Consider the following 24,099-nt stretch of genomic DNA (forward strand, 5'->3'; position numbering starts at 1 on the left):
TTATAAATTTGGTTTCGTAAATGTGTATCCCAAAACAGTTTCAATTTTAGAACTCGAAATTGTCTTTCCAAATGTAGTAATTTCTGGATTAAAATATGGTAAAGACAAGTTTAAATCGACAGCTTTTTGGGTGTAATATTCCTTTCGGCTGGGATGAAAAGGAGTCACGGCATTGAAGATTTCATTCCAAAGCAATTTGTCATTCTGGGCTTGTCGAAGAATCTCCAGAATTATTCCAATGCAATCCTCTTGGTGAATCAGGTTTATGGGTGCATTTGGATTGTCAAGATTGGTTTTTCCAGCCAAGAATTTTATCGGATGTCGGTCTTCGCCAATCAATCCTCCAAAACGTAAAATGGTGGTTTTAAAATTCGGATTGCTTTGCAAAAGTTGCTCTGCTTCCAATAATTGTCTGCCGCTTTCCGTTTCCGGACAGGTTTTAGTTTCCTCTGTCACACTGAGCGCAGACGAAGTGTCGCCATAAACAGCAGTCGAACTGATGAAAAGCACATTTTCAACCGATGATTTTTCTATGAACGGAATCAGGTTTTTAATCTTGGAAACAAAGTTTTCTTTTTCGGGACCACGAAGTTTTGGCGGAACATCAATTATCAAAATTTTCGAATTTTCTAGAAAATCGTCAAGTTTTCCTTTTGTTTTGTCTTCTGAAAGGGCAATCAGAAAAGGCTTGATTCCCGAGTTTTCCAAAACAGAAATCTTCTCATTTGAAGTCGTCGAACCTTTTACCGAAAATCCATTTGCCAGCAAGGCTTTCGCCAAAGGCAAGCCCAACCAACCGCAACCGAGAATACTAATTTGTGTCATTATGAGAAAAATAGAGTGTTCAAAAGTAGTTTAAAAACACTCTATTTGGAAATCGATTGGGGTTAAGATTTCTTCTTTTTTTCCTGTTCCTTTAAAATAGTGCTTAAAAAAGGCGTGGTAACTTTTTCAATTTCACTTTCTGAAATAGTTAGGGCTTTTGGGTTTTGAACGAGTTGCAACCAAGGTTTGGGTGCATCAAAATTATAACTTCCAAAGACAACTACGGGAGTTCCCTTGAATTTTACGTTTTCTTCATCGGCAAGAACCCATTGGTCCGCCCATTCGTATAGATATTTGGCGTCTTTTTCTTGTAACCTCAGGCAGGAATGCGATGCTGGATAACCCGGCAAATCATATTGATGAAACCCAACTCCTTTTTTGTTTTCGATGTTGAAATTCCAAAGCAATTTCCATTCATCATCAAAAGTGCTCGTTGTTTCTTCGGCTTTCCAATTGGTGAAAAACAATCCCGTGGGCGTTTGATCATTTTTTCTACCCATGTTGGTTGGACCAGTGTAAATCAAAATTCCATTTTCATACGCCGCAAAAGTTTGGGTAGGATAAGAAAAGAAAAGAATTTTATCGACCTTGTCCAAATAAGACACTTGAAGTGGAAAGGGTAAATAATAGGCTATATCACCAGTTAAATCTGTTGGAACTATGACAGAATCCATTTTGGCAAAAAACGCTTTGTCGGTTCTGTTTATGGCAAGGGCAATTTCCAGATTTGTGGAACTATCCCTTGTTTTCAGCCATTCTTTCGTGTTTACCAACGTATAGGAAACGTTTTTGGGTTCTATTCGAACAGGCATTTTTCGGGCAGTTGTTTTTTCAGCAGTTGTTTCTTCCCCTTTTTTACAGGACAAGAATATAAGGGCAATAATTCCGAATAGTATAATCGATTTTTTCATGACGTTTTATTTTATGTAAAAATGATTAAAATGCGGCGGCAATCTGTTATATAATTATGGGTAATTATTATGTCTTTTACGGTGGCGGAATCTTCCAAGTATTGCTAAAAAGCACTGTGAATTAATCATAATTCGGAGAGAAAAGTATCTCTTCTTTACGGTTAGTTTGAGTCGAAATTCTAATCTCTTTCAAGCAAGCACCCTTTTCATCTTTGGTAGCACAGTGTATTAAAACCTCGTCGACAAGGTTGCTGTTTTTGTCCCTGATGACAATTTTAGAGAGTTCTTTGTTGGTGTAATAAAAATACTGTGTGTGGAAAGTCGTGAAATTATCTACTATTTTATCAATGGTTCCATCGGTATTATAATGATAAATGGCTTCGTTTTGTTTGTATTGTTTCTTGGTGTAGCAGCTGATGCGTTCACGTTGTTTGGGTTTCCAACGTGTTTTGCAGTAATAGGGTTCTTTGTCTGGGTACAATTCCACCACAAACCATAATTTCTTTTTGGTTTCTTGCAAAAGATTGCCAAGGGAATCAACCGTTTTGGAGTATTTGATGCGGCCATTTCCAGTGAATATCATTTCCTTTTTGTGCAAAAGCTTTTTCTGATTATTCACGACTACAAATGTTTCTTCGGTTCCAGATTTTATTCCTTCAGGCAGCAATCGTTTGTTGCTGTCCTTTTTTGTGGCACAGGATTGTACTGTCAAGAGTAGGATTAAAAAAAATAAAACTCTCATAATCGTAAAGTTTAGTGGTGTACTAAGTTACGGATTTTTAGATATTTAAAAAAGAAGTATGGTATTAGAAGTTTGTTGTGAGAAGTTTAGTCTTTTTTATGATGATTGGTTTTGTCTGCTCTCGTAAGTGGGCACAGTTTACTTCGTCAATTCGCTATTGCTCGTGTGCAAAACTGCGCCTTCCGTTACGAGGATATTTTGTATGTTTCTAATCGATCGGGATCATTATTTTAATTCTCGTATTTCTCTTTTTGTGTTTTTATTCTTGGTTTTAAAAGCTTTATCAACGTTATGTAAATTATATAATCCTTTTTTTGTTGAATTTTCTAAATGAAATCGTAAGTCAGAAATTTTTTGATAATATTTTTTTCCGACTTCAATAATTTCAGTTTTAGATTTTTTATGGGTTTTTATATTTAAATTATAGAACAATTCATTCAGCTTTTCTAATGAATTTGTTGTGTCATCATCAATCCACAAACTTAAACTTATAGCCATTAATAAATTTTTTTGGTAATCAAAAAACTCTTTATCACCGTAGGAAAACATTAAGTGATATGGCTTACCATCAGTCTCATCTAAAACTACTGTTTTTAAAACACCCAATTGCGCTTCAATATATTCATATGCAGTTAATCTCTTTTTTAGGATTTCTTTATAGTACTCATTTTTAAAATCTAACTTTTTAAGACGTATAGAAATAATATAAGAAACAAAAGTTGAAACAATACCAGCAACTAAAGTACTCGTCAAAATGAGGTTTATGTTTTCCATTTTAATATAGTTTGGTTTTTTATAATGTTGCATAAGTGTAATAACACATTTTATTCATCTAAAACTATTAAGTTCTTGCTGAAATTATATTATTATGGCTTTCTCAAACTGTCTTTAACAATCCCTAAGCTGTCTTTTTGAATAGTATTTTCAGGATTCAAAGGAATTTGTCTAACTGCCGATGTTTTTATTTTCTGTTTAATAATAACGGCATCATTCAAAACAAAAGGCGTTGGCATCATCCAATCGGCTCTTTTTGTCATTGAAAACAGGGGATTGTTCATCAAATCGAAGGAACTTTCCATTAAATCCAAATCCAAGACACTCGAAGCGGCGACGCTGAATTCTATTTCCAGCGGAAGTTGATCCACCACATAATAGCTCAACAATTTCTTGCCTTTTCGCTCGTATTTGGAACCTTTTTGCCCCAATAAAGACAAACCATTGGCCTTGAAATTTTGGATAACCAAAGCTTCATGGGCAAAAACATCATAGCGATTGACTTTTCGGGTTGGCGTGATTCTGATTTTCAAATAGCGATTGGCGCCAACAACGCTGTCTTTCAGGAATTCCACTATGGGTCTCGAAAGTGCTTTTATTGGTGCATCGGCGGTAAAAGTAAATCCTGTTTTGTATTTGCTCGGCAACGAAATGGAACTTAATGCTTTGGCATCTCTAGGGTTTTGGCCTAAATAGTTTTTTGTCCATTCGTCCAGATTGGTGTCGTAAGTCGCCCAAGTTGCCTTGTTTTTGTCGGCATCCAAAATATAAACCAAACTGTTTGATTTGGCTTTGCCCAATTCATAACCCGAATAATAATGGGCTTTGGCAAAAAAGCAAATCGCAAGCACCAACAAAATCACGGATGACATTCCTTTTCGCACAAACGACCCAAAAACAGGCAGCAATAAACCAAATGTGAACACTGTGAGAATGGCACTTCCAAACAATATTTTCAGTCCCAAACCTATCGGGAACATTTGGATGAATGGTGCTATGAGCAGTAATGCCGGAATGCTCAAAAAGAGGTTCAAAATCCATTTTGATCTTTGGGTAAGCACAAAAGAAGCCAACATCAGCAATCCTGCAAAAGCGGGAATAATCAAAAATCCGGCACCTTTCAGGAAGAAAGCCAGCAATCCATTGATGAGAATCCAAAGGAACAATGGCGCCACATAATGGTTTAGGGTCACTTTTTTGGCAGAGAAACGTTGGTAAAAAGCAAAACAAATCGACAAAGTCAACAGCGTGAAAGCCGCAATGTAATCGTGTCCGTTATAGGTGAATCCGTTGAGCAAATCGTTGTATTGGGGATAGAGTAGCAGCAATAATTTCCAGCCTAAAAACGTGATTAATCCCGCAGTAATCAACGAACCCAAAAACGGAATAAATCCTTTTCCGATTTCTGGAAAGGATAAAATTCGTTTGGCAAATCCCAAAAACAGTAAAAACAGCAAGAGTACAAAGGCAAGAATTACCATTGGCAAAACCCAACTAAACGGATAACTGATGAAGGTAAATGGAATCGAAAAATAGACATCATCTTCGGTGGCTTGTGTCGAGTTCAAATCAGCATTCGAAAAATAATCCAACAACGGCATCAAGTATTTTCCTTGGTGTGCCAAGGTGTTTTTATCCAAATGATTGAGGTCGTCTTGTTCCGTGTGGTAGTTGTAATGACCGTCGATGAAAGCAAAATTGTAGCCTTGAATATTGCCTTGTTCCCTGAAAACTGTCAAATCGGTGTCGTTGGGCAACATTTTGTAAACGCTGTACATCAATGAATTGGAAACGGGATATTGCGCGTTTGCAGCAGCAAATTCTTTGACCAATCCTGCATTTCCAGCATTGGTTTCCATCAACATATAACTTGGACCGGAGCTTCCCCTAGCTTCAAAATTCAATACCAAACCGACTTCTTTTGCCCAATTGTGTTGGGTTACAAAAAGTGCGGCACCATTCAATCCCAATTCTTCTGCATCCGAAAACAGGATAATGATATCGGTTTTGGGTTGTTTTTTGTTGTAAACGAAAGCACGAACACTTTCGAGAATAGTTGCCACGCCTGAACCTGCATCGCTTGCGCCTTTTGAATAGGAATGTGGCGCGCTGTCATAATGCGAAAGCAGGAGCAAAGCTTTACCGTTGTTGCTGCCTTTTATTCGAGCCAGAATGTTTTTGCATTTGGTCAATGTTCCCCAATCCGAAAAGGAATATCCTTCTTGAATGGAAGTTTGCAAACCCATATTTTGCAATTCTTTCACCAAATAATTGGCGACAACATCGTGATTTTGGGAACCCACAAAATGGGGTTTTTGCGAAATATTTTTGACTTGTTCCAAAGCTCTTTTGGTCGAAAATTCCGAAAGGGGAGCATCGTCATCGGATGTCCATTGCGGCATCATCGTGAAGAAAATAAATCCAAGCATTCCCAGGAGGAACAACACGGATGAAATGGAGGAATAACTTTTTTTCATGATAGTAGATTTGGGATCTAAATTTCTTTTTTGACAAGCATGTAATAGTCGTCTTCTAAAACACGGTATCCTTGATCATAAACGAAAAAATAGGTGTTTCCTGTTTTAGTTTCCAAAATATTGGTAAAAAATTCAAAATCGAATCCCTTGCTCATCAGTTTGGATTTGGTGGTTTTTCCTTTTCCATCGACATTCAATGCCGAAAGAATGCGATAATTTTTGCGCAATTTGTTGTTGACGTTGCGCATAAAATTGGTGCTGTCTTTGTTTATTTTGTTGTTGTAGGCATTACGACAACCATCGCTGCAAAACTTTTTGTCTTCGCGACCCACAATTTTGTCTCCACATTCCAGGCAGGTTTTGTCCATAGTTTTTCGTTTTTCTGAAATTGTTGTTTTTTTTCAAACCATTTTGAGGTTAAGGGCTATTAAGAGAATTTCGAGCTTAATTTTCTTAAATCTCTTAATGGTTCAAAATTTTTGACTTTTTTTATAGAACTTAATAGATTCATTTTTTAAAATTGACCTTTGTGCAACAAGGCCTGTTCTATATGTGCCAAATGATGGTTGCAATGCCAGGCATAAACTCCAATTGTTTCTTCTAAAGTTGATATTTTGAGGTTTTCTGGATGAAAAAATTGCCGTTTTAATTCTGTTGAACCTAAGCTTTTCAAAAGCAAAACCCAACGAGCGTGAACTCCTTCTATGATTTGAAGGGATGGCAAAATATCGTTCGAATTGCTGTCGGCGAGTTCAGCCCACAGTCCTTCTTCGTATGGTTTTATGGTTGGGACTTCTTCGGTCAAAGCCAGCTTGAATCGTACAAAACTATTGATGTGGCTGTCGGCGCAATGATGCACGACTTGTTTGATACACCAACCTTTTGGACGGTAAATCCAATTCAATTCTTCGGCAGAAAGGGTTTCGGTCAGTTTTTTTATTTTGGATGGGAAATTTTCAATGGTTGCAATCCAAGTTTCCAAATCATTTTCGGTTATGGGATCTGGTCTGTGAAATTTTCCAATCGGAAATTTTAGTTTTTCTATGTCGAGATTATTTTTCATTAGGCTTTATTCACTCTTTTGATTTCATATAAATCGGTTCTACGGTCTTTCAGGATTCGGGCACTTCCGTGCTCGTGCAGTTCTTTCAATAAATCCAAATCGACATCCACAATCAAGGTCATTTCGGTATTGGGCGTCGTTTCGGCTTTTATTCCGGTACTTGGAAAGGCAAAATCAGATGGCGTGAACACGGCAGTTTGCGCATATTGGATGTCCATATTGTTTACTTTTGGAAGATTTCCAACGCATCCGGCAATGGCCACATAGCATTCATTTTCGATGGCGCGGGCTTGCGAGCAGTGTCTTACCCTGGTGTAACCGCTTTGGGTATCGGTCAAAAACGGCACAAATAAAATGTTCATTTCCTCGTCGGCCAGTAGTCTGGAGAGTTCCGGGAATTCAATGTCATAGCAAATCATAATGCCAATTTTCCCACAATCGGTATCGAAAGTTTTAATTTGCGAACCGCCTTTCATTCCCCAATGCAGGACTTCGTTCGGGGTAATGTGAATTTTATAATACATTTCAGAAGTTCCGTCTCTTTTGCAGAGAAAACCAACATTGTACAAAGTGCCATTCTCCAAATAAGGCATGCTTCCCGAAATGATGTTGATATTGTATGAAATGGCGAATTCTTGAAATTTTTTGCGAATTGGGTCGGCATATTTCGCCAATTCCCTGATGGCGTCCGGTTCCGATAAATGATTGTAATCCGCCATCAATGGGGCAATGAACAACTCGGGGAAAACGGCAAAGTCACTTTTGTAACCAGAAACGGCATCAATAAAAAATTCGGCTTGTTCGAACAAAGCATCCAAATTTGCCAACGGACGCATTTGCCATTGGATTAATCCGAGCCTGATTACACTTTTTTGGGTGTTGATTAATTGTGGACTTTCGTCATAATAAATATTGTTCCATTCCAATAAAACGGCAAATTCTTTGGAATCGGCATCTCCTTCAAGATAGTTTTTCATGATTCTCATCACGTGAAAATCATTGCTCAACTGAAAAGAAAGCACAGGATCGTGCAATTCTTTTCGCTTTACTTTGTCGATATATTTTTTTGGGCTTAGTTCATTGGCGTGTTTGCTGTAATTTGGAATTCTTCCGGCAAAAACGATGGCTTTTAAATTTAGTTTTTCGCACAATTCTTTCCGGGCATCATACAATCTTCTTCCAAGCCGCAATCCTCTATAATCAGGGTTGATAAAGACATCGATTCCGTATAGAATTTCGCCTGCTGGATTGTGTGTCGAGAAAGTATAGTTTCCCGTTATTTTGGCATAATTGGGATTCTTGTCAACTAAAACTTCGTCAAGAATTAAGGATAAGGCGGCACCAACCACTTTTCCATCGGCCAATATTACTAATTGCCCATCAGGAAATAGTCCCAGTAATTTTTCGATATCTGACTCTCTCCAATAGGAATCCTCAATTTCGGGATAGGCCTTTTTCATTGATTTTTTCAGCTCTTTGTAGTCTTCAATTTGCAGATTTCGTAATTCTACTTTCTTTATCTTGGTTTGCATAAGTTTTTGATATTCAACAAATATAACGAATAAATTTCCATTTACAAACGGTTACAAATAGTTACAACCGAAAGTAAGCAGTTATCAACCGAATAATTTTTGAAAGCTGTCGCATCTTTGCCCTGTTGATTTGGACGAACAATTCAGCAAAAAATAATTATACACCAACAATTTAAATTTACACGCCATGAATGCAATGAAAAACACAGTACAGTTAATCGGTCACGTAGGACAAGAACCAGAAATCAAAAATCTTGATGGAGGGAAAAAAGTAGCCAACATCACATTGGCCACCAACGAAGTTTATTACAAAGAAAACGGGGACAAAGTGGAACAAACTGAATGGCACAGACTTGCCGCTTGGGGAAAAACGGCCGACATCATCGAAAAATATGTAACCAAAGGGCTCCAAATCGGTATCGAAGGAAAATTAACCCACAGAAGTTACGATGATAAAAACGGGGAAAAAAGATATATCACGGAAGTGCTCGTGAATGAAGTCTTGCTTTTGGGTAAATAGTCTTTACAATTTGAATTTATATGAAAATGCCCTCTCAATCGGAGGGCATTCGTATTTCGAATTAGTAAACTATTTTAAATAAATCGTACATAGGACAACGCTCGCAGCGTTTCTTCTCGCTTTTTTTATATTTTTCGCAACAGCTAGACTTGCAGTTTTCAACTTTCTTGATTTTGTCAAGAATGTCTTTTTTCTTTTTCTTCTTTTTTTTATCTTTTTCTTTTTCCTTTTCTTTCTTGCTCACTTTGTAAAGAATTAAAAACCAATACAAAGATATATTATTTTTATCTATTCTAAATAAACTTTAACTTTTTTTGATAAAAAAAAGTGCCTTAAAGAATTTTAGTTTCTTTAAGGCACTTACTTATTGCTGTTAGGATAACAATTATTTTGGACTGGCAGCACTTGCAGCTACTGCAATTTGTTGAATGTCTCTGTCAAACAAGTACAAACCACCTTTGTCATCGCCAATCAAATTGATTTTGTCCAAAATGGTTTTGGCAGTGGCTTCTTCTTCAATTTGTTCGGCAACATACCATTGAAGAAAGTTGTGGGTGGCATAATCCTTTTCTTCGAAAGTGATGTGAACCAATTCATTGATTGAGTTTGAAACAAAAATTTCATGCTTGTATAGTTCTTCAAACATTCCTTTGAATGTTTCGTAAGTGGTTTTTGGTGCTTTCAAATCGGTGATTTGTGCATGGCCACCGCGCTCGTTCACGTATTTTATTAGCTTGAGCATGTGCATACGTTCTTCATCTGATTGCGCATACATAAACTTGGCAATTCCTTCCAAGCCACTAACTTCAGACCAACACGCCATTGACAAATAAATTTGGGAAGACTCTGCCTCAATACGTATTTGTTTGTTTAAAGCGATTTCTATATTTTTTGACAGCATAATTGTAAGTTTTTAGTAAAGTTAAAAAAAAATATTTAGAACCGATTCAGGCTTTAGGAAAAGTTTTTTCTTGTCGTGAACTTTTCAAGACGACATTGAAATAAAAAAGCCCTAAAAGAAATTTCCTTTAGGGCTTATATGTGCTAAAAAAAGATTAGCTTATTTTATTTTAAAAGTAACTTTTCTAACTAGACTTCTAGCAGCATCAGAATCTTTGCTTACTGAAGTATCTTCTCCAGCTCCAACTATTGTCAATCTTGATGCATCAATATTAGCTTTAACTAAAGTTTCTTTTACATTATTAGCTCTTGCATTTGATAATGTATTGTTGTAAGAAGTACTTCCAATTTCATCAGCATATCCTGTAATTTCAACATTAGCAGAAGGATTGTTTCTAAGGTAAGTTAAGATAAAATCAATATTCCCAGTAGAATCTCCAGTAGGTGTAGATTTGTTAAAGTCATAATAAACTCCAACATATCCACCATTAATTAATGTTTTAAGGTCTGATTCTGTCTTAACAACAGTACCTTGAGCATCTTTTACTACAATAGTTTTCCCTTTTGTATTAACCACCGCACCAGGAGCAGAGTTAGGCTCTTCGTCTTTAAAGTCAGCTACACCATCATTATCGGTATCTTGAGTTAATTTAGCTTCTAAAGCAGCCAATTTGTTTTCCAACTCATCTGTTACATTGATAACAACCCAGTCAGCATGTTTTGTGTTTTTACCTAAGTAATAAGTTAAACCTGCAGTACCTGTGAAAAGAAATCCTTGAAGTCCACTAGTTCCATTGAAATTACTTCCGTCAAAATTAAGGTCTTGTTTTGCAGTAACAATGGTAGTGAAATCTCCTGTTAAAGCAAATCTGTCACTTAATCTAATTTGACCAGTTACACCTCCAATAAAATTACCGATTTTGTCTTTGCCAGCAGAATTTTGGTCTTCAAGTTGAGCAACACCAACACCAGCATGAAATAACAAACCAATTGTATTTGTCCAATCTTCAAAATTTAAAACTCTACCTGCGTTTATTACTCCTTGTACCGCTACTCTGTAAAGTTTAGTGTCAAAATCAACCGATCCAGTTTCTTCTTGAAAAGAGTTATAACCAAAATCAGCTTTCAAACCGAATTTGTTGTTGAACATGTATCTAGCACCAAGATTAACCACATAAGGACTAACTATTTCAGTGTAAGCACCCGCGCCCATTGGTCTTTGCGGTTTGTTAAATCCACCGTCTAATTCAACAGACCATTGATTAAAGTCGGTGTTGTTTTCTTTTTTTTCAGTTTCAGTTTGAGCGCTTAAGCTTGAGAATGAAGCGGCAAAAACTAATGTCAGTATAAGTTTTTTCATAATTTTTTTGTTTTAAGATTCAGAGACAAATTTACAACATATAGTTTAATAAGAAATTTAATCAGTAAATTATATAATAATTTGTAATTATTTTGTAAAAATGCGGGCTTTGAGAGGTTTTTATTGATAATTTAGTTTTTTTAAAATATAAAAAGTTTTGATTTCATAAATTTATCCCAAAAAATTTTTATTCCAAAATGGTCAAAATAATAATTTTGGGAATAATTTTCTTAATAAAAAATAAAAAGAAGCTTCAGCCGTCTAAAAATCAGTCAATTTCCTGTGAATTCAGCCTTTTCAAGACGTTCGTAATCTTTCGAAAGTGTAAAAGTTTTTGTGTTCTATTTTATGGTTAAATTTTTGTTTTGCCAAGTATTGTGAAATAGAATATCGGTAGCAAAACCGACAATAACCAAAACAGGTAATACATCCGATTTTAAGGAATCGTAATATTCGAAATAAATTTAATTTCCATTTGGGGAAGATTTAGAAAAGAATATGGATTTGGGTATCAAATACTGATTTTCCCAATTAAATCCATCAGTAAATTTACGCATGACGTATTGTTTTGCAGTATTGTCGTAATAGCCTAAAATATAATAATCTTTATATTTTAATATGTTTTTTGATGTTACTTTTTTATTCAAACTTAAAAAATAGAGAATATTGTCAATGGCAAGAGGCTGTTCTTCTTGATGTAAGAACTCAAAATTAGAATCCAATATGCTTTCAAAATAAACACTTTCGGACTGATAGATTGGCGCAAAATCTTCTTCAAAAAGTGTATAATCCAAATAGGATAAATCAACTGTTTTAGGGGTTCCTCCTACGGTAATAAAAGTGTTTTGTTTGTTTTTAAAAACTGATAAACCTATGTCTAAAAGATACAGATGTTTAAGAAATTTTTTTGTTTTTTTTAATTCTGTTGGTTTTCTGTTGTCTTTTTGAATTACTAATGGGGAGTTTTTAAAATGTATCGTGTCATTTTTGGAAACTTTAATGCTTTTTATGGTTTGGCTGGAATTGTAATCTTTTATATCGAGTAAAAGTTCGGATTCACTGGCGGTAATTTGGTAAAGTTTGTCTTCTTGATAAAAAGAATTAGTTATTTTTTTTGGATCTTGAATACTCGATTGTGTGAAGTTTTTTTCGGTTAAATCATGACTTTCCAAGTTAATGTCAAATACTTGGGTCTTTTTGGGATTATGGTCCAATGTCAAGATAATATGGTCTTTCAGCATATATACTTTGCTTTTTTTGGTGCTTTTGAACAAAGGATTATATTCGTCTATTTCAATTTTTTCAATTGGATTCCTCCCAATAATTTGATTAAATGTTACGAATTGAGTGTTTTCATCTTGGAAATTAAAAGAAGAAAAGTCAATTATTTTTTGTTCTACCTTTTCATCTCTAAAAGTATAGACAATTAATGCCTGTTTAAATCTGTCTTTAGCAAGAATGTGAAATAAATTATTATTCTGAAATTGTGTTACCACATACTGGCTCGCGAAAGGAAATGTAAAATTTAAAATTTTATGAGTTTTGCTTTCCAAATAATATTTGATGACTAAAATGTTTTTAAATCCTTCCGAGGACCAATAGAGAGTTGGGTTTCCATCTTCACTAAAGCTGTACCCAATTAATGATTTATAGGCTAAAGTTTTCAGTGGACCAGTATATTGGTTGGTCAGAAATAGAGCACTGTTGTATTTTAAAATGGTAATATTATTGTCGTCTGTCGCAAAGACAAACACATCATGCGTTCGCACATTCTCGACACTTAGTGATTGAATGTTTTCTTTCGAATTTTTTAAATCCAAAGGAAAAGAAGTCAATATTGTTTGACTGAACAATGTTGATTTGCAGGTTAGAAGCAAAAATAGAAGTAATTTTTTCACACTTTTTTACTAGCCAAAACCTTGCCAATTTTTTAATGTGTTTTCTGTAATTAAATTTTTGAGGAAACAATTAAAAAGAGTGTATTCAAACTTTTTGCAATTTAATACGTTTTGATTCAATGAGTTTCAAAGATTGCCCAAAAAAACGTTTTCATTGTTAGGTTAATTTTTTCAAGACATCTGTAATTTTTTCGAAAGTCCAAAAGTTCTTGTGTTCCACTTTATGGTTAATTTTTTCGTGTTCCCAAGTAGTGTGAAAAGGAATGTGAACAGCATAACCACCAATGGCCAAAACCGGCAAGACATCCGATTTTAAGGAATTGCCAATCATGAAAAATTCTTCGGGTTGTATTTCTAAACGTTTTAACAAATCGGTATAATCTACTTCTTGTTTGTCCGACATTACCTCGATATGGTGAAAATAATGTCCCAAGCCCGAATTGTGTAATTTTCGGCGTTGGTCTAGCAGGTCTCCTTTGGTGGCGACAACCAATTTGTATTTTCCGTTTAAAGCTTGCAAGGTTTCTTCAACACCGTCCAATAATTCAATTGGTTTTTCCAATAATTCTTTTCCGTATTCGATGATTTTTTCAATGACTTCAACAGGAATGGTGTTGTTCGAAATTTTCATAGCCGCTTCAATCATCGAAAGAATGTAAGCTTTGATTCCATAACCGTAGATTTTCAAGTTATCGATTTCAACCCTAAAAAGTTCTTGCGAAATACCCTGATGCGACAAATAATCCTCCATCAAAGCACAGAATTTTTGTTCCGTTTCCTGAAAATAAGGTTCGTTTACAAATAAGGTGTCGTCAGCGTCGAAGGCAATTACTTTTAGGTTCATTTTTATTTATTTTGCCGCTGATTCACAGATTAATAAAAATAATCAGCGAATCAGCGGTTAATTTTTTTTAATTTATCGTCTCTCCATTCGCAACACCATCCGCATCCGGATTTACAAAAACCAGTTTTCCTTCGGCATTATTGGTCATCAAAATCATTCCCTGGCTTTCCACGCCACGAAGGTTTCTTGGCGCCAAATTCACGAGAACGGTTACGCGTTTTCCAATGATGTCTTCGGGTTTGAAACTCTCTGCAATTCCTGAAACAATAGTACGAATATCAATTCCGGTGTCTACTTTCAAAATCAAGAGTTTATTGGCTTTCGGCATTTTTTCTGCTTCCAGAATTGTTCCTGTGCGCAAATCCATTTTTGCAAAATCCTCAAACTGAATCAAATCTTTTTGAGGTTCAGCTACTTTGTTTTCGGCATTATTAGCAGTTTTGGTCGCTTCCAGCTTGTCTATTTGTTTTTGAATTTCTTCATCTTCAATTTTGGCAAACAATAATTCTGCTTCGCCAATCGTATGTCCGGCAGGAATCAAATCGGAATCATCAGCAACTGTTTTCCAATCAATTGGGTTTTCCAGTTTAAGAATTCTAGATAATTTTGCAGCCGTGAAAGGCAAGAAAGGTTCGCAAAGTGAACTCAAAGCCGCAGCAATCTGCAATGCCACATACATTTGGGTTTGCACACGAGCTGGATCGGTTTTTACCATTTTCCAAGGCTCTTCGTCGGCAAGATATTTATTCCCTAATCGGGCAACATTCATCAATTCGCCCAAAGCTTCACGGAATCTGTAGCGTTCTATCGAACTCGAAATAACAGCAGGATATGCTTTTAATTCGGTCAAAGTTTGTTCGTCCACTTCTGAAAGTTCGTTTGGAGTCGGAACAATTCCTTCGTAATATTTATTGGTCAACACCACCACACGATTGATGAAATTTCCAAAAATCGCCACCAATTCGTTGTTGTTTCTTGCCTGAAAATCTTTCCAGGTAAAATCGTTGTCCTTGGTTTCCGGAGCATTCGATGTCAAAGCATAACGTAAAACATCCTGTTGGTTCGGAAATTCTTCCAAATATTCGTGTAACCAAACCGCCCAGTTTTTAGAAGTCGAAAGTTTATTTCCTTCCAAATTTAAAAACTCATTGGCAGGAACATTATCCGGCAAAATATAACTTCCTTCGGCTTTCAACATCGCAGGAAAAATGATGCAATGGAAAACAATATTGTCTTTGCCTATAAAGTGTACCAATTTTGTTTCTTGATCTTTCCAATAAGGTTCCCAGTCTTTTCCTTCTCTTTGAGCCCATTCTTTGGTTGAAGAAATATAGCCAATTGGAGCATCAAACCAAACATATAATTTCTTCCCTTCGGCACCTTCAACAGGAACGTCAATTCCCCAATCTAGGTCACGGGTTACGGCACGAGGTTCCAAGCCTCCATCAATCCAGGATTTTACCTGTCCGTAAACGTTGGGTTTCCAGTCATTTTTATGTCCAACAAGAATCCATTCCTTCAAAAATTCTTCATAACGATCCAAAGGCAAAAACCAGTGTTTCGTCGATTTCAAAACAGGAGTTTCTCCCGTAATGGTAGATTTTGGATTGATCAAATCCGTGGCGTTCAAAGTCGAACCACACTTTTCGCATTGGTCGCCATACGCTTCTTCGTTTCCACATTTCGGGCAAGTTCCAACAACAAATCGGTCTGCCAAGAATTGATCTGCTTTGGCATCATACAATTGTTCGGTCACTTCTTCGATAAAATCACCTTTGTCGTACAGTGCTTTAAAGAATTCCGAAGCCGTTTCGTGATGAATCTTGGCCGAAGTTCTGGAATAATTATCAAACGAAATTCCAAAATCCGAGAATGATTTCCTGATAATTCCATCATATTTATCGATTACTTCCTGAGGTGTAACTCCTTCTTTTTTGGCTTTCATCGAAATCGCCACGCCGTGTTCGTCGCTTCCACAAACAAACAAAACGTCTCTTCCCTGCAATCTTAAATATCTGGAATAAATATCCGAAGGCACGTAAACACCCGCCAAATGCCCAATATGAATAGGTCCGTTGGTATAAGGCAATGCCGCCGTAATGGTATATCTTTTAGGATTCTGTAACATAATTCAGTTTAATTTTGGGCAAAAATAAGGAATTATTTATTGTCATTGCGAGGAACGTGATAAACAAGGTTCACGGAACACATTTGAAAATATTTACAAGTGAAGTAATCAAAAGCTATTTAGCTTCGCTAAATCTGTGATGTTCCACTATGCGTCATAATCTTTTGCCTCTTAAAGAAAAACTATAAAAATCTCCACTACTAGGAATTGCACACACATCAAGTAATAATATAATTTATACCGATAATTGTGTAACATTCTTCGGCAACTATAAAGCTAATTTAGCCATTATTAATTTTAAATAAATATTAGGATGAAAATTAAAAGCATATTATTTGCATTAGCATTAAGTATCGGATTATTTGCAACGTCTTGTAATCCTAGTGAAGCAAACGAAGGGGATACATTAGCTCCTATAGTAGGGAAGTGGGGTATTGTCAAAGTTGGTACCAATGTTAACGGTGTAGAAACATTGAGTGATCCGCCACAAAATACAATTGGCTGTGACCATGATTTTATTAATCTAAAGGTTGGTAATACAATGACTTCGGGAGATTATAGTTCTACTGTTAGCCCATGTGCACTGACAACTACGTCAGGAACTTATTCCAGAGGAGACAGTAAAGTAACAATTGTTCTTAATGGTGTAACCACTACTTATGACATTGTTAATCTTACACTTACTGAACTAAAGTTAAGAAATGGTAACGCTATCTCGGTTTACATCAGATAATTAATTTATTCTGGTGTGATTGATCCTGCATCTTTTGGATGTAGCATAAAAACGGAAATGACTTTCAAAGTTGTTTCCGTTCTTTTATTTGGAGCTATTTCCCGCTATTCGTTGCAATCTTTTGCTTTTTAAAGAAAAAAAGCAAAAGGATTTTCACTACTATCGGGGCTAGGGATTTTGGATTTCAAAATGGTTATGTACTGAACTAATCCGCCATCTTTGTTTATATTTGCAAACTGAATTATTGAAGATAGCAGATTATGGCAAAAGGACCTGAAAAAAACACCAAAAACAAGGCTTTGCATACCAAATTGCTCAGTCGAAAGAAGGCTAAACTTCAAGAAGGGAAAAAAGAAAGCGCCTTACGCTTGAAAGCTTTAGTGGCAAAAATGAATCAGAAAAGGAACAGTAACGAATCTGATCCAAAATAAATCCCACACTTAAAAATAATCAAATGGAATTCGGTAGAATAATAGTTTCGGAAACAGCTTTTAACAGTGAAAATCTTCAGGATGTGATTCACTCCAATATTTCAGTAATCAATTTAATGCGGGAGGAAAAAATAGACGACGAATTCATTCACGAAGATGCCCTGATGAGTTATTATTTGGACTATTATTATTCCCAATGTGCTACGGGAAACTTTGCCCAATTTGTACATCATTCAGGTTGGAATGCCGAATTAAACGAATTGATTGAAGAAGGTTTGGCTTTGATTGGCGCAGAAAAACATTTGGAATTATTCCAGCAACAATCCAAAAAAGTAAAATTAATGAGCAGTGTAAAGCTCAATAAATTCCTGAAAGGAAAACTGGAAGGTGTAAATCCTGTTCGAGATTTGCTCAACAACGACACTTTTTTCGAATTGGAAGAAAACCTCATTACTTTGAACGCTAATTTTTTGAAATCACACCCCGATTTCGAAGTGCTTTCCGTTGACGAAATGTTCGCCACTTTAGAAGAATTTGTGGGTCACGAGATTAAAAGAGAGTAAAAATTTAATCTGTTTCAAAAAGCAATAAAATTTGTGACAATTTGTGTAATTTGTGGTTGAAAATTTTAAACCCGAATACCCTAAAACTTTTGTCTTATTTCTATCAAACATTTCCTTAAATTTGCTGACGTTATTATAAAAGTTAGCGTTTAAAAAATCAGGATATGTTACAAATTGCATTTATTAGAGAGAATCAGGAGAAAGTAATCAAGGCTTTGGCAAAAAGAAATATGGATGCCGCAAGTGTTGTTGAAGAAGTGGTACAGCTGGATGAAAGCCGTCGTGCTGCACAAGTAGAGCTGGACAATACTTTAGCCGAATCTAATAAATTATCCAAAGACATTGGCGAATTGATGAAAGCTGGCGAAAAATCAAAAGCCGCCATTCTCAAGGAAAAAACAGTTTTGTTGAAAGAAAAAAGCAAGGCTTTGTCCGAAACTGCCGATCAATTAGCTGCCGATCTTTTAGAAAAATTATACACTTTACCGAATCTTCCCGCTGATATTGTTCCGGAAGGAAAAACTCCGGAGGAAAACTTAAACATTTTCGAAGAAGGCGATATTCCAGTTTTGCACGAAGGAGCACAGCCGCATTGGGACTTGGTAAAAAAATACGACATCATCGATTTTGAATTAGGAAACAAAATTACAGGTGCAGGATTTCCGGTTTATAAAGGAAAAGGAGCCAAATTGCAACGTGCCTTAATTAATTATTTTCTGGATAAAAATACGGCTGCAGGTTACAATGAAGTTCAGGTGCCACATATGGTAAACGAAGCTTCGGCTTACGGAACAGGGCAATTGCCGGACAAAGAAGGGCAAATGTATCACGACAAAACAGATGATTTGTACCTGATTCCAACGGCAGAAGTTCCAGTGACAAATTTGTTTCGTGACGTGATTTTGACCGAAAACGAATTGCCGATTTTAACCACGGCCTATACGCCTTGTTTCCGTCGTGAAGCAGGTTCTTATGGTGCCCACGTTCGTGGATTGAACCGTTTGCACCAATTTGACAAAGTAGAAATCGTGCGCATCGAACATCCTGATAAATCGTATGAAGCTTTGGAAGGAATGGTGGAACACGTAAAAAATATTCTCCAAGAATTGAAATTACCGTACAGAATATTGCGTCTTTGTGGCGGCGATATGGGATTCACTTCGGCTTTGACTTATGATTTTGAAGTGTATTCTACGGCGCAAGAACGTTGGTTGGAAATCAGTTCCGTTTCTAATTTCGAGACTTTTCAGGCGAATCGTTTGAAATTGCGTTTCAAGGACAAAGACGGGAAAAACCAATTGGCACACACCCTAAACGGAAGTTCATTGGCATTGCCAAGAGTTTTGGCAGGAATTTTGGAGAATTACCAAACTGCGGAAGGAATTGTAATTCCTGAGGTTTTGCGTCCGTATTGCGGGTTTGATATTATAAATTAGTACATTATATGGTAAAAAAAACGACCTTATGAAATATTTGTTCGTAATTTTTTTGGCTTTCACAATTAGTTCTTACGCCCAAAATAACAGAACAGTTTTTGGTAAAAAATATGCAAAAGAAGAATTGGATGCGGTTTTAGCAAAAAAATCTGGACATAATGTTGTCGACAACAAAGAGTTAATAGTGAAAAGCAGTAATACGGCGATTAAAATTGCAGAAGCAGTCCTTTTTGAAATTTATGGAAAAGCAAATATTGAAGAACAAAAGCCTTATGAGAAATATTTAATTAAAAACTATTGGGTTATTTCAGGAACTTTGCCGGAAAGAAGTAAGGGAGGAACTTTTTTAATTATTATTGATGCTAAAAACGCTCAGGTTTTAAAGATAACTCACGGGAAATAATATTTTCGTATCTAATTTTCCAATGTTTTTAATTATTTCTTATATGACCTTAAATGCCTTATATGGTTAAATAATGATTCTGAATCAATGAAAAAACTCTTTTTACATATCGCCCTGTTTTTTTCATTGGTTTGTTTTTCACAAAACGATCAATTGGCACAGTATTACTACGAAAAAGGGGATTTCGAGAAAGCTAAAATCAGTTTTGAGGAATTATTGAAATTGGCACCACAAAATCCGCAGTATTTCCAAAAAACGATAGACTGTTACCAGCAATTAAAGCAATTTGATGTTGCCGAAAAAGCCATTCAGGCACGATTGAATACCTACAAAAAAGGCAGCCTTTTGGTGGAATTGGGTTATAATTTCCAGTTGCAAAAGAACGAGGCTTCCGCCAAAAAGTATTATAACGAGGCAATCGAGCTCATCAAGAAAAATCCGAATGAAGTTTATGGAATTGCTAATTCTTTCGAGAGAAAAGTCTTGTTGGAACAAGCGCTGAAAGCCTATCAAGCCGCAATTGCAGTTGAGCCGAAGTATAATTTTAATTATCAGATGGCATTGCTTTACGGACAATTGGGCAACACGGAAATGATGATTTCCACTTTCTTGGACGAAGCTTATGCCAATCCCCAGAATTCGATACAAATCCAAAATCAACTGGCTCGTTTTATGGTGGAGGAAGGCGATGAAAACTTCAACGAAACTTTGCGAAAAGCATTAATTACAAGGGCTCAAAAAAATCAAGATGTTTTTTGGAACGAATATTTGAGTTGGTTTTATGTACAGCAAAAAGAGTTTGGAAAAGCCTTTATTCAGGAAAAAGCAGTCTATAAACGCAATCCCGATTCACTTTCCAGTATCGTCAATTTGGGACAACTCGCCATTGAAGAAGACGATCAGGAAGCCGCCAAAGAAATTCTGGGATTTGTTTTGGAAAATACCAAAGATTTGGAGTTGCTGATTCAGGCACATTCGTATTTGCTTGAAATGAAAATTGAAAAAGCACCCGAAAAAGATTTTACCGCCATCAATGCGGAATTAACCGCTTTGTTGACGGAATACGGGATAACGCCAATTAGCTTATCTTTGCAACTGATTCAGGCACATTTCGTGGCATTTAATTTGAGAAAACCCGAAGAAGGAAAAGCCATGGTTAAAAAAGCACTCACATTACAACTGAAAGCTTACGAAGAGGCTAAAGCCAAAATGGAGTTGGCCGATATTTTGCTTTTTGAAGAAAAATTCAATCAGGCATTGATTTATTATTCCCAGATTGAAGAGGATTTAAAAAACGATGCCGTGGCGCACGAAGCGAGTTTGAAGGCCGCCAAAACCAGTTATTTTCAAGGGGATTTTGTGTGGGCTTCGAAACAGTTCAAGGAATTGAAATCGGCGAGCACACAGTTGATTGCCAATGATGCTTTGGAATATTTCCTTTTAATCAGTGACAATACCGTTGCCGATTCGACGCAAACGGCCCTGAAACAATTTGCCAAAGGTGACTATCTCTTGTATCAAAACAGGGACAGGGAAGCAACAGCCCAGTTTCAGGCAATTTTGAAAGGCTTTAAAGGGCAGGAAATCGAGGCAGTAACTTTGTTGCGTTTGGGGAAAATTTACGAAAAACAAGGCGAGTATAACTTGGCATTAAACCAATACCAAGCAATTATTGAACATCACGCAGATGGAATTTACATAGACGAAGCCCTGTTTTTTTCGGCAGAAATTGAGAATAAAAAATTACAACAACCCGAAAAAGCGAAACTGCTTTATGAGAAAATAATTTTCAATCATCAAGACAGTATTTACTTTGTAGAAGCCCGAAAGGAATACCGACAATTACGGGGAGACAAGAATCTTTAAAAAAGTTAATCGGTTAATTGTTTAATCGATTAACCGGTTAAATAATTAACCGATTAAACTAATTCACAACAATGATCATTTACAACGTTACCACAAACATACACGAAAGCGTTCATCAGCAATGGATGATTTGGATGCAACACAAACACATTCCTGAAATGCTGGCCACGGGAAAATTCTCTTCGGCTAAAATGGTACGTGTTCTAATCGAAGAAGAAATGGGAGGAACAACTTATTCGGTTCAATATGTCACAGACAGCAAGGAAACTTTACAAAAATATTACCTGGAAGATGCACCGGCATTACGTGAAGAAGGAATAAAATTATTTGGAGACAAAATGCTTTCTTTCAGAACGGAATTGGAAGTGATTTCGGAGCATTAGATAAAAGTGTTCAGTGTTCAGTCGCAGTATTCAGTTGAGAAAAAATCCGCGACTATCCATAAAATCCGACTCATCCGCGTTCCATTGAACGCAATATTAAAATTATAGAAAATAACACTTTGCGCCTTTGCGTCTTTGCGGTTAAAAAAAACAATATGGAAAAAGTAACAGCCAAAAAACACCTCGGACAGCATTTCTTGAAAGACGAAAGCGTGGCAAAAAACATCGCCGACACATTGAATTTAGAAGGTTATGAGGATGTGTTGGAAATTGGACCTGGAATGGGTGTTTTGACCAAGTATTTATTGGAAAAACCAATCAATACCTATGTTATCGAAATTGATACCGAATCGGTTGAATATTTGGGTGTTCATTATGCGAAATTGAAAGATAAAATCATTTCCAAAGATTTCCTGAAATACGATATCAATGAAGTTTTCAAAGGAAAACAGTTCGCCATCATCGGGAATTTCCCCTACAATATTTCCACGCAAATTGTTTTTAAAACATTGGAATACCGTGACCAGATTCCGGAATTCGCAGGAATGTTCCAAAAAGAAGTGGCTGAACGTATTTGCGAGAAAAAAGGAAGTAAAGCCTATGGAATTCTTTCGGTTTTGGCGCAGGCATTTTACGATGTCGAATATTTATTCACGGTAGATGAACACGTTTTTAATCCGCCTCCAAAAGTTAAATCAGGCGTGATGCGAATGCGAAGAAAAGAAGATTATAGCTTGCCTTGCGGTGAAAAATTGCTTTTTACAGTCGTGAAAACCGCTTTCCAGCAGCGTAGAAAAACCTTGAGAAATAGTTTAAAAACACTAAATTTGTCCGACATTTTGAGAGAAGACGAAGTTTTTAACCTGCGTCCGGAACAACTTAGCGTTGAAGAATTTATAGCATTGACCCAAAAAATAGAAGCCGATGGAGTTTAAAATCAGCAAAGAACTAATTCAAGAATTAGAGCAATTTATTCAAAGTAAAGACGACCAACAACTGGAAGTTTTATTGAATGATTTGCACCATGCTGATATTGCAGAAATTCTCGATGAGCTTGATTTTGATGAAGCCACTTATATTTTCAAGGTTTTAGATTCTGAAAAAACTGCCGAAATCCTTCTGGAATTAGAGGATGATTTGCGGGAGAAAATATTGAGCAGGCTTTCGCCAAAAGAAATCGCGGAAGAACTCGACGAACTCGAAACCAATGATGCCGCCGATATTATTGCCGAACTTTCGCAAAGCAAAAAGCAGGAAGTAATCTCGGAACTTCAAGACGTGGAACACGCCAAAGACATTGTCGATTTGTTGCGTTACAAGGAAGACACTGCCGGTGGGATCATGCACAAGGAATTGGTGAAGGTCAACGAAAACTGGGACGTTTTTACCTGTATCAAACAAATGCGAATCCAGGCCAAAAACATTTCCAGGGTTCATTCTATTTATGTGGTGGATGATGAAGACCGACTTTTAGGTCGTTTATCGCTCAAGGATTTATTGACAACTGCGGCAAAAACGCCTATTAGAGAAGTATATATCAAAAAATTGAATTCGGTAATCGTGGATACCGAAGATGTTGAGGTGGCTCGTATCATGCAAAAATACGACTTGGAAGCCATTCCGGTAATTGATGAATTGGGTCGATTGGTAGGCCGAATTACCATCGATGATATCGTGGATGTAATCAAGGACGAAGCAACCGAAGATTACCAATTGGCTGCAGGTATCTCGCAAGACGTTGAAGCCGATGACAGTATTTTGGAATTGACAAAAGCCCGTTTGCCTTGGCTGGTATTGGCACTTTTGGGAGGTTTTGTGTCCGTAAAAGTCCTTGGGTTATTTGGAGGAGCAATGTCGCAACACGGAAATTTATTCTTTTTTACTCCGCTTATTGCCGCGATGGCAGGAAATGTGGGCGTACAATCTTCGGCAATTATTGTGCAAGGTTTGGCAAACGATACTTTGAGCGGTTCCTTGTTCAACCGATTGATAAAAGAAGTTTCATTGAGTTTATTGAATGGGGTAATTCTGGCTACCATTTTGTTTTTGGGAAGCCATTTTCTTCTAAACGTAGAATTTATAATAGGAATCATTGTAACGATTGCCTTAATTTCGGTAATCATTATTGCATCGTTAATTGGGACATTTGTCCCAATATTACTGGATAAATTGGGAATTGACCCCGCACTCGCAACAGGCCCATTTATTACCACCAGCAATGATATTTGCGGAATTCTTATTTATTTTACAATAGCAAGATTGATTTTAGGTTTTTAAAAAATATACAATTAACACTCTCAGTTTCGGCTT

Annotated in this window: 24 protein-coding genes; 10 read left to right on the forward strand and 14 right to left on the reverse strand. The window is 36.4% G+C overall.

Features of this window, described 5'->3' with window-relative positions:
* The 8 genes from BUC16_RS03200 to BUC16_RS03235 all read right to left on the reverse strand — a co-directional run bounded on the left by BUC16_RS03200 (position 1) and on the right by BUC16_RS03235 (position 8,324).
* Positions 1 to 825, reverse strand: coding sequence for an SDR family oxidoreductase (locus BUC16_RS03200; protein WP_073367883.1), 825 nt, complete (start codon positions 823 to 825; stop codon positions 1 to 3).
* 62 nt (positions 826 to 887) lie between these two features.
* Positions 888 to 1,736: a L,D-transpeptidase gene (locus tag BUC16_RS03205; protein ID WP_073367884.1), complete on the reverse strand. Its 849-nt coding sequence runs from the start codon at positions 1,734 to 1,736 to the stop codon at positions 888 to 890.
* A gap of 121 nt (positions 1,737 to 1,857) precedes the next feature.
* A complete protein-coding gene (locus BUC16_RS03210) occupies positions 1,858 to 2,478 on the reverse strand; it encodes a hypothetical protein (RefSeq protein WP_073367885.1) in 621 nt (206 codons plus the stop codon).
* 225 nt (positions 2,479 to 2,703) lie between these two features.
* Positions 2,704 to 3,252, reverse strand: coding sequence for a hypothetical protein (locus tag BUC16_RS03215; protein ID WP_141226064.1), 549 nt, complete (start codon positions 3,250 to 3,252; stop codon positions 2,704 to 2,706).
* Between the two features lie 92 nt (positions 3,253 to 3,344).
* Entirely contained in the window at positions 3,345 to 5,729 is a 2,385-nt protein-coding gene (locus tag BUC16_RS03220; protein WP_244534328.1) for a M28 family peptidase, read from the reverse strand.
* A gap of 17 nt (positions 5,730 to 5,746) precedes the next feature.
* A complete protein-coding gene (locus tag BUC16_RS03225) occupies positions 5,747 to 6,097 on the reverse strand; it encodes a hypothetical protein (RefSeq protein ID WP_073367887.1) in 351 nt (116 codons plus the stop codon).
* A gap of 146 nt (positions 6,098 to 6,243) precedes the next feature.
* A complete protein-coding gene (locus BUC16_RS03230) occupies positions 6,244 to 6,792 on the reverse strand; it encodes a YfiT family bacillithiol transferase (protein ID WP_073367888.1) in 549 nt (182 codons plus the stop codon).
* Positions 6,792 to 8,324 (reverse strand): bifunctional GNAT family N-acetyltransferase/carbon-nitrogen hydrolase family protein, encoded by a 1,533-nt coding sequence (locus tag BUC16_RS03235; protein ID WP_073367890.1) that lies wholly within the window; start codon positions 8,322 to 8,324, stop codon positions 6,792 to 6,794. Before BUC16_RS03235 ends, BUC16_RS03230 begins: the two co-directional genes overlap by 1 nt.
* Before the next feature lie 187 nt (positions 8,325 to 8,511).
* On the opposite strand from BUC16_RS03235, the gene BUC16_RS03240 reads away from it, so the two are divergent.
* Positions 8,512 to 8,844 carry a single-stranded DNA-binding protein gene (locus BUC16_RS03240; RefSeq protein ID WP_073367891.1) on the forward strand — a complete coding sequence of 111 codons (333 nt, stop codon included), beginning with the start codon at positions 8,512 to 8,514 and terminating at the stop codon, positions 8,842 to 8,844.
* A 61-nt stretch (positions 8,845 to 8,905) separates the two neighbouring features.
* Here BUC16_RS03240 and BUC16_RS03245 read toward each other — a convergent pair whose 3' ends face one another.
* From BUC16_RS03245 to metG, 6 genes are all read right to left on the reverse strand, one after another.
* Positions 8,906 to 9,088 (reverse strand): hypothetical protein, encoded by a 183-nt coding sequence (locus BUC16_RS03245; protein WP_073367893.1) that lies wholly within the window; start codon positions 9,086 to 9,088, stop codon positions 8,906 to 8,908.
* Positions 9,089 to 9,229: 141 nt separating this feature from the next.
* Complete coding sequence (locus BUC16_RS03250; protein ID WP_073367894.1) at positions 9,230 to 9,745, reverse strand: ferritin; 516 nt, start codon at positions 9,743 to 9,745, stop codon at positions 9,230 to 9,232.
* A 159-nt stretch (positions 9,746 to 9,904) separates the two neighbouring features.
* Positions 9,905 to 11,104, reverse strand: coding sequence for an OmpA family protein (locus BUC16_RS03255; RefSeq protein WP_073367896.1), 1,200 nt, complete (start codon positions 11,102 to 11,104; stop codon positions 9,905 to 9,907).
* Between the two features lie 464 nt (positions 11,105 to 11,568).
* Complete coding sequence (locus BUC16_RS03260) at positions 11,569 to 13,002, reverse strand: hypothetical protein (protein ID WP_073367897.1); 1,434 nt, start codon at positions 13,000 to 13,002, stop codon at positions 11,569 to 11,571.
* A gap of 157 nt (positions 13,003 to 13,159) precedes the next feature.
* On the reverse strand, positions 13,160 to 13,846 hold the full coding sequence (locus BUC16_RS03265; RefSeq protein WP_073367899.1) for an HAD family hydrolase: 687 nt from the start codon (positions 13,844 to 13,846) through the stop codon (positions 13,160 to 13,162).
* Positions 13,847 to 13,913: 67 nt separating this feature from the next.
* Positions 13,914 to 15,974 (reverse strand): methionine--tRNA ligase, encoded by a 2,061-nt coding sequence (metG, locus tag BUC16_RS03270; RefSeq protein ID WP_073367901.1) that lies wholly within the window; start codon positions 15,972 to 15,974, stop codon positions 13,914 to 13,916.
* A 313-nt stretch (positions 15,975 to 16,287) separates the two neighbouring features.
* Here metG and BUC16_RS03275 point away from each other — a divergent pair, with 313 nt between their 5' ends.
* From BUC16_RS03275 to mgtE, 9 genes are all read left to right on the forward strand, one after another.
* A complete protein-coding gene (locus BUC16_RS03275; protein ID WP_073367902.1) occupies positions 16,288 to 16,707 on the forward strand; it encodes a lipocalin family protein in 420 nt (139 codons plus the stop codon).
* Positions 16,708 to 16,967: 260 nt separating this feature from the next.
* A complete protein-coding gene (locus tag BUC16_RS17705) occupies positions 16,968 to 17,138 on the forward strand; it encodes a hypothetical protein (RefSeq protein WP_170860845.1) in 171 nt (56 codons plus the stop codon).
* A gap of 23 nt (positions 17,139 to 17,161) precedes the next feature.
* Positions 17,162 to 17,701, forward strand: a complete 540-nt coding sequence (locus tag BUC16_RS03280) for a DMP19 family protein (RefSeq protein ID WP_073367903.1) — start codon at positions 17,162 to 17,164, stop codon at positions 17,699 to 17,701.
* Between the two features lie 164 nt (positions 17,702 to 17,865).
* Positions 17,866 to 19,137, forward strand: a complete 1,272-nt coding sequence (gene serS, locus BUC16_RS03285) for a serine--tRNA ligase (protein WP_073367905.1) — start codon at positions 17,866 to 17,868, stop codon at positions 19,135 to 19,137.
* 28 nt (positions 19,138 to 19,165) lie between these two features.
* Positions 19,166 to 19,540, forward strand: a complete 375-nt coding sequence (locus tag BUC16_RS03290) for a YbbC/YhhH family protein (RefSeq protein WP_073367906.1) — start codon at positions 19,166 to 19,168, stop codon at positions 19,538 to 19,540.
* A gap of 87 nt (positions 19,541 to 19,627) precedes the next feature.
* Positions 19,628 to 21,406 (forward strand): tetratricopeptide repeat protein, encoded by a 1,779-nt coding sequence (locus tag BUC16_RS03295; protein ID WP_073367908.1) that lies wholly within the window; start codon positions 19,628 to 19,630, stop codon positions 21,404 to 21,406.
* A 71-nt stretch (positions 21,407 to 21,477) separates the two neighbouring features.
* Positions 21,478 to 21,789: a DUF4286 family protein gene (locus BUC16_RS03300; protein WP_073367909.1), complete on the forward strand. Its 312-nt coding sequence runs from the start codon at positions 21,478 to 21,480 to the stop codon at positions 21,787 to 21,789.
* Positions 21,790 to 21,944: 155 nt separating this feature from the next.
* Complete coding sequence (gene rsmA, locus BUC16_RS03305; RefSeq protein ID WP_073367911.1) at positions 21,945 to 22,724, forward strand: 16S rRNA (adenine(1518)-N(6)/adenine(1519)-N(6))-dimethyltransferase RsmA; 780 nt, start codon at positions 21,945 to 21,947, stop codon at positions 22,722 to 22,724.
* Positions 22,714 to 24,066 carry a magnesium transporter gene (gene mgtE / locus BUC16_RS03310; RefSeq protein WP_073367912.1) on the forward strand — a complete coding sequence of 451 codons (1,353 nt, stop codon included), beginning with the start codon at positions 22,714 to 22,716 and terminating at the stop codon, positions 24,064 to 24,066. The genes rsmA and mgtE overlap by 11 nt, the downstream gene beginning before the upstream one ends.
* Positions 24,067 to 24,099 lie beyond the last annotated feature (33 nt).

The sequence above is a fragment of the Flavobacterium fluvii genome, assembly GCF_900129545.1.
In the GTDB taxonomy this organism is placed as follows: Bacteria; Bacteroidota; Bacteroidia; order Flavobacteriales; family Flavobacteriaceae; genus Flavobacterium; species Flavobacterium fluvii.